The organism is Citrobacter rodentium NBRC 105723 = DSM 16636 (assembly GCF_021278985.1).
GTDB lineage: Bacteria > Pseudomonadota > Gammaproteobacteria > Enterobacterales > Enterobacteriaceae > Citrobacter_A > Citrobacter_A rodentium.
In genome coordinates, this window is the sequence record NZ_CP082833.1 from 5,335,261 (window position 1) to 5,341,875 (window position 6,615).

Here is a 6,615-nt window from a genome sequence, read left to right on the forward strand (position 1 = left end):
TTTGTAAGTAAGCACTAACTCAAAGTATTTGCTGTACACATTATTAACCCAAGCAGCATAAATTTTTGTATAACGACAGGATTCGAATGACAGTCAGCACGCGACAATGATTTAATAACAAAAGGATCTACAGTTTCAGCGTAATTTTGCGGCGGGTGCAAAAATGAAAGCAACGTCAGAAGAACTGGCTATTTTCGTTTCGGTAGTGGAGAGCGGCAGCTTTAGCCGTGCCGCGGAACAGCTTGGCCAGGCGAACTCGGCGGTCAGCCGGGCGGTTAAAAAACTGGAGATGAAGCTCGGCGTCAGTTTGCTTAACCGTACAACGCGGCAGCTCAGCCTGACGGAAGAAGGCGAGCGCTACTTCCGGCGTGTACAGTCCGTACTGCAGGAGATGGCTGCTGCCGAGACGGAAATTATGGAGACGCGGACAACGCCGCGTGGCCTGCTGCGTATCGATGCCGCCACGCCGGTGGTGCTCCACTTTCTTATGCCACTGATTAAACCGTTTCGTGAACGTTACCCGGACATCACGCTTTCACTTGTCTCTTCTGAAACCTTTATCAATCTCATTGAACGGAAAGTCGATGTCGCCATTCGTGCAGGCAAGCTGACCGATTCCAGTTTGCGCGCCCGACCGCTGTTTACCAGCTATCGAAAGATTATCGCCTCGCCAGAATATATTGCCCGCTTCGGTAGACCTGAGACGGTTGAGGATCTGAAACAACACCTGTGCCTCGGCTTCAGCGAACCGGTTTCGTTAAACACCTGGCCTGTTGCCTGTTGTGACGGTCAGCTTCACGAAATTGAATGCGGCATTTCATCTAATAGTGGGGAAACGCTAAAGCAGCTTTGCCTCACCGGCAACGGGATTGCCTGTCTTTCTGACTATATGATCGATCGCGAAATCGCGCGGGGTGAACTGGTGGAGTTGATGGCGGATAAACGTCTGCCGGTAGAGATGCCGTTTAGCGCGGTCTATTACAGCGATCGCGCGGTAAGTACGCGCATTCGGGCATTTATCGATTTTCTGAGCGAACACGTTAAAACAGCTCCCGAAGGAGCTGCTGTAAAAAAGGGTTAAACGATTAATCCCACTGCGGGGCCAGCCCTTCCGGGCTCACCAGGCGATCGTTACAGTCCAGCGCGGCGATCGCTTCTTTATCCTCTGCGTCTAATTGCAGTTCCTGCGCCAGCAGGTTGCTCGCCAGGTTTTCCCGTTTCGTGGAGGACGGAATAACTGAATAACCTTCCCCCATCGCCCATGCCAGAATAACCTGAGCAGGCGTGGCGTTATGTTTCGCAGCAATACGCGCTATTACGTCGTCTTTCAGCGCCTTGCCGTAGGCCAGCGTCATATAAGAGGTGATATGGATACCGTGCTGCTTCGCCCACTCAACCACTTTACCGTTTTGCAGATAAGGCGACAGCTCAATCTGGTTCGTCGCGATATTTTCGACACCTGCTGCGGCAATGGCTTTTTCCATCAACGGGATGGTGAAGTTAGAGATGCCGATTTCGCGCGTTAACCCTTGTGCTTTTGCTTCCAGCAGCGCCTGCATCGTCTCTTCGAGCGAAACGGCGTCGCCAGGAGACGGCCAGTGGATCAACGTCAGATCGACATAATCAGTACGCAGTTTGTTCAGGCTCTCTTTCAGGCTGGGGATCAGTTTTTCTTTGCTCAGATTTTCAGTCCAGATTTTGGTGGTGATATACAAATCACCGCGCGGAACGCTGCTTTCGGCGATCGCCTGACCTACCGCAGCTTCATTATCATAGATTTGTGCCGTATCAACAGCGCGATACCCCAGCTCCAGCGCTGTTTTGACGGATGCGATAACCACATCGTCCTTAAGACGGAAAGTACCTAAACCAAAGGCAGGAACGGTCATAATAATCCTCTTCATTTCATCATGTTCGTTGAGTGAGGAAATTATGACGCCCAGGCGAGCCCGGAAAAAGAGCGTAAAACGCAGAGGATTTTTGCGAATCTGGCAATAATAGAATGACAGGCAAAGAAAAAGCCCTGAGTTTACACTCAGGGCTCTTAATAAGTGGCGGAACAGACGTCCGCTTGATATAAATCCAATCTTATGCAATCCCCTCATCACAATCCCTATATATACAGCGACTCTCGCTGATTTTCTTCCGGTGCGCTGCTTAACCATTATGACTGGAATTCCGTGTTATGGGGATCGCTTGTTACCAGAGCGCCGTGCTAATCAACCACGCCAGGGTGTCATAAAAAACCTGCTCTACTCCTAAAGGAGCAGGTTTTTCTAGTTACAAAACTCGGGAAAACTCCTAAACTAAAAATACGAATAAAAAACATTTAACTATTATTCGCGTCGAATATTTTAATTAGCATAAGTTTTTTATGATATTCCTAATTCTAAAGGGGTAAGAGAAATTAAAATTTCTTAAATCAACTGAAAAAAGGATGAAATATGTGCTGGTAAGTTTGTGCGCGCGACTCTTGCTACAGTAATTTGCACTGCATTCTGCCAACTACTACATTTTTAATCTCGAAAAATCTCATTAACATAGTTTTTAAATTCATTAATAAGGAATATCATAGTTTTTTGTTTTATTTAAAAGACAAATACTTCTTTTCCCTCAATTCTGAGCAACGAAGCCCGGTTGTTTCCAGGAAATGATGTGCTTATCATGTTTTCAATCTCAGGCTAATGAAGATAAATCCTGCTTTCACACGGCTCGCGCTTTAAAAACCCGGTGTGCTTGTTATTAGTCTGATTATTGAATGAGAATATGTGTCACAACAAGGATTGTATTATATGAATGCGTCTTTTAAACCAACTAAAATAGCATTGTTTATCAGTGCATTAATTTCGTCTGCAGCATTTGCGGCTACGCCTGCGAGCGTTATTATTGATAGCTCGACCGCAGCGGCGGGTCGCATCGTTAATTTACCATCTGGTAGCAACGTTTCGTTTATCAATGTCAGCGTTGATGATGCGCTTGTAACGATGGGAGATAATACTACCATAACGAGCGGTGGCGATTATCCTGACGATTCGCGTACCTTTAACCCTGGTTATTATATTAAAGCGACGGCCGGCACGGTAGATTTTGGAAAGAATTTTTCTCTTAACTACACCTTTGATTATAACGTTAACAGCAATTACCGTGGCGCTGCTGCCTATATTTATGGTACTGGGGTACTCAAAGCTGAGAACCTGACGATTAATGCTGCGAATAGCGTTGTTGAAGATTATGATTTGGTTAACTCCATACTCATGATGGATGATGCACGCGTTGATTTGAAAGGTACCACTAATCTGTTTACCGGTAATATCGAAACCAACGAAGACAGCATCTTAAACGTCGAAAATATCAATCTGACCTATATTGATTCGGACCCGCTGTCTAATCGCGGGCATCATGCTGCATTGAGCTTAGAGGGTAAAGAGTCAAACTTTACCGGCACGGTTAATATCAAGTCAGTTCTCGCTTCTGATGGTAGTCTGCAAGGGATTGATATCACCGGGAATACCGCAACATTTTCCGGTGCCACAAACCTGGATCTGGACACTGCTCAGGGGAGTATTTCTGGTGTTGAAATGATTGATACAATCTACCATTTATCGGGGAATTTTAGCAATTCCACACCAGAATATCTTACTAATATTGTAAAATTTAACGAACTGAATATCAAAGGCATTAATCATGGCCCTGATGGGCAGGCTGCCTATGTTCGTGGCTTCACTAGCCATAGTCAAAAGGGCACGACCGATGTTGCTATTAACAAATTAACAATAGATATCGCAAGTAATTATAGCGCCACGGGTATTAACCTCGGCGATAGCGATGCGATGGGGTCTGCGAAATATCGTATTAACGACGCCAATATTAAAGTCTCCGGTGGTGAACAAGCGACTTTAACAGGCTATCTCAGCAGTCGCGGTGAATGGGCTGATACAGATACGATAATTGGAAACATCAACATCCAGTCGCTGGGGGGTAAAGATACTATTTTGTTAAGGCAAAATGGTACAAATGATATTTTCACTGGTGACGTAACGTTGGGGAGCCAGACCTCTTACGATTCTGTTAACGGAACGCTCTATTCTATTTTTGGCCGTTCCTACGATTCTACCGGTTCTATCGGTACTACCAATATTATTAACAACAATAAGCTTGTCGCCTGGGGGAAAATGTACTCTGGTGAAGGACATACCATCAACATTATTTCTGGCGATAATTCCTATATTCACGGTGATACAGAGATTACAGATAGCGGTGCTATCAACATGAGGCTGAAGGGTGGCAACAGCCGCTGGGATATGACCGGTAACTCCACCATCACTAACCTGATGCTCGAAAACTCAACGCTGAACTTTATGCCGCCAGCGGCGCAGACGCGCAGCCTGACGCGCGCGGCTTCCACCTTCAAAACCCTGACGATCAACGGCGACTACATCGGCAACAACGGTAATGTCGTGATGAACACCCAACTGGGTGACGACGCATCCCCTACAGATCGCCTGGTGGTTTCCGGCAATACTTCCGGTACAACCAACGTGAAGGTCGTGAACGCAGGCGGCGCGGGCGCGCTGACCACCAACGGTATCGAACTGATTACCGTTGCAGGAACCTCTGGCGGTGAGTTTAAACAGGACGGCCGTATCGTGGCGGGTGCTTATGACTACACCCTGGCGCGCGGTGAGGGAGCCAACGAAAAGAACTGGTATCTGACCAGCGGATTGTCGACTGAACCACAGCCGGACCCGGCAAGCCCTGTCGACCCGACAGAACCGGTTATTCCGCAGGCGCCGGCTAAGCCTGAACCGCAGACGCCGCGCGAGCACGCGGTACGTCCGGAAGCCGGTCTGTACGGTATGAACCTGCAGGCGGCGAACACGATGTTCAACACCCGTCTGCACGACCGCCTGGGCGAAACCCACTATGTTGATGCCCTGACCGGTGAGCAGGCGGTGACCAGCCTGTGGCTGCGCAACGTCGGCGGCCATACCCGTCAGCACGACGGCAGCGGCCAGCTGGATATGCAGGCCAACCGCTATGTGATGCAGCTTGGCGGCGATATCGCGCAGTGGTCTTCAGACAACACCGACCGTTTCCACCTCGGCCTGATGGCGGGTTATGCCAATCAGAAAGCGCGGGCGGAAAACCAGCGTAACGGCAACCGCGCCGACAGCCGCATCAGCGGCTACAGCGTCGGTCTGTACGGCACCTGGCTGCAGGACAACGCGACTCATGAAGGGGCGTACGTTGACACCTGGGCGCAGTACAGCTGGTTCGATAACTCCGTGAACGGTCGCGGCATTGATGAAGCAACTAAAGAATACGACTCCAGTGGCTTTACCGTATCCGTGGAATCCGGCTACACCTGGAAACTGGCGGACATCAGCGAGCGTAACGCGCTGTACATCCAGCCAAAAGCGCAGGTTACCTGGATGGGCGTGAAGGCAGACGAGCATAAAGAAGCCAACGGCACCCGCGTTGAGGGCAAAGGCGATGGCAACATCCAGACCCGTCTGGGCGTGCGCCTGTATGGTCAGGGCCATAACCCGATGGATGACAAGACCGGCCGCACCTTCCAGCCGTTTGTTGAAGCGAACTGGATCCACAACACCAGAGACTTTGGCGTGTCGCTGAACGACCAGAACGTGGAGTTAACGGGCACCCGTAACATTGGTGAACTGAAAGCCGGTGTTGAAGGCCAGCTGACGAAGAACGTCGCCCTGTGGGGTAACATAGCGCAGCAGGTTGGCGACAAAGGTTATAGCGACACCTCTGCGATGGTGGGTATTAAAGCGTCGTTCTGATGCAAATTGCCCGGTGGCGCTATCGCTTACCGGGCCTACAAAGCCGATTGCCGGGTGGCGCTATCGCTTACCCGGCCAGCCAGGAACATGACCCCCAGGCCGGATAAGACGCGCAGCGTCGCCATCCTGCAATCCCTAAATCCCCCAGCAATTACTCCTCTTCGTCCCCGGTAAAGTTAAGCTTCGGCAGGCAGGCATAGGTTATTGAGTAATTTCTTATGTGCTGGCATGGATAGTATGAGAGACAAGTCATTATTTGAACACATTGCTCTCTGTGGTCAGATATTATGGCTTTCGGATAATATTACTATTCGACTGTGGTAATGTTGGTTTGATTAAATCTGATTAACCCATTTAATGTTAATTAACCAATCTAATTACTAATTTAATTAATCTAACAATACTAAATACCGACAGTTATCTTCGCTATAACAACAGTAAGCACTCTCTTTCACGTGTAATGACTGGTCGAAATTTATTGCATTGATTTAGCAGGTCTTTTTTGACACGTAAGAGGTGCAGTCTGCAGTTTGCTTACGGAAGATAAGATTAACTTCGGGATAAGCTGTCCGGCCTTTTCCAGACCAGCCGGAGAAAGCCAAACGGCAATGGCATACCAGATGGTATACACGAAAAGCACAAAAACAAAAAGACCCATGTTAATCAATAACATGGGTCTGAATAGTGGCGGAACGGACGGGACTCGAACCCGCGACCCCCTGCGTGACAGGCAGGTATTCTAACCAACTGAACTACCGCTCCACCGAATTTTTCTACAACCACTGATTTTTACATCAGTTTACTGCTTAAT

The 6,615-nt window shown here is 48.7% G+C and carries 4 protein-coding genes and 1 tRNA gene; 2 read left to right on the top strand and 3 right to left on the bottom strand.

The annotated features are described in order from the left end of the window. The first annotated feature begins 163 nt into the window (after nucleotides 1–163). Nucleotides 164–1,081, top strand: a complete 918-nt coding sequence (yafC, locus tag K7R23_RS25495) for a DNA-binding transcriptional regulator YafC (RefSeq protein WP_012904591.1) — start codon at nucleotides 164–166, stop codon at nucleotides 1,079–1,081. Between the two features lie 4 nt (nucleotides 1,082–1,085). Here yafC and dkgB read toward each other — a convergent pair whose 3' ends face one another. After that, nucleotides 1,086–1,889 carry a 2,5-didehydrogluconate reductase DkgB gene (dkgB, locus tag K7R23_RS25500; RefSeq protein WP_012904590.1) on the bottom strand — a complete coding sequence of 268 codons (804 nt, stop codon included), beginning with the start codon at nucleotides 1,887–1,889 and terminating at the stop codon, nucleotides 1,086–1,088. An 899-nt stretch (nucleotides 1,890–2,788) separates the two neighbouring features. After that, entirely contained in the window at nucleotides 2,789–3,004 is a 216-nt protein-coding gene (locus K7R23_RS25505; protein ID WP_232796104.1) for a hypothetical protein, read from the bottom strand. A gap of 250 nt (nucleotides 3,005–3,254) precedes the next feature. Here K7R23_RS25505 and K7R23_RS25510 point away from each other — a divergent pair, with 250 nt between their 5' ends. After that, nucleotides 3,255–5,804: an autotransporter outer membrane beta-barrel domain-containing protein gene (locus K7R23_RS25510; RefSeq protein ID WP_232796105.1), complete on the top strand. Its 2,550-nt coding sequence runs from the start codon at nucleotides 3,255–3,257 to the stop codon at nucleotides 5,802–5,804. Between the two features lie 685 nt (nucleotides 5,805–6,489). Here K7R23_RS25510 and K7R23_RS25515 read toward each other — a convergent pair. Then, a tRNA-Asp gene (locus K7R23_RS25515) sits at nucleotides 6,490–6,566 on the bottom strand. Between the last annotated feature and the right edge of the window lie 49 nt (nucleotides 6,567–6,615).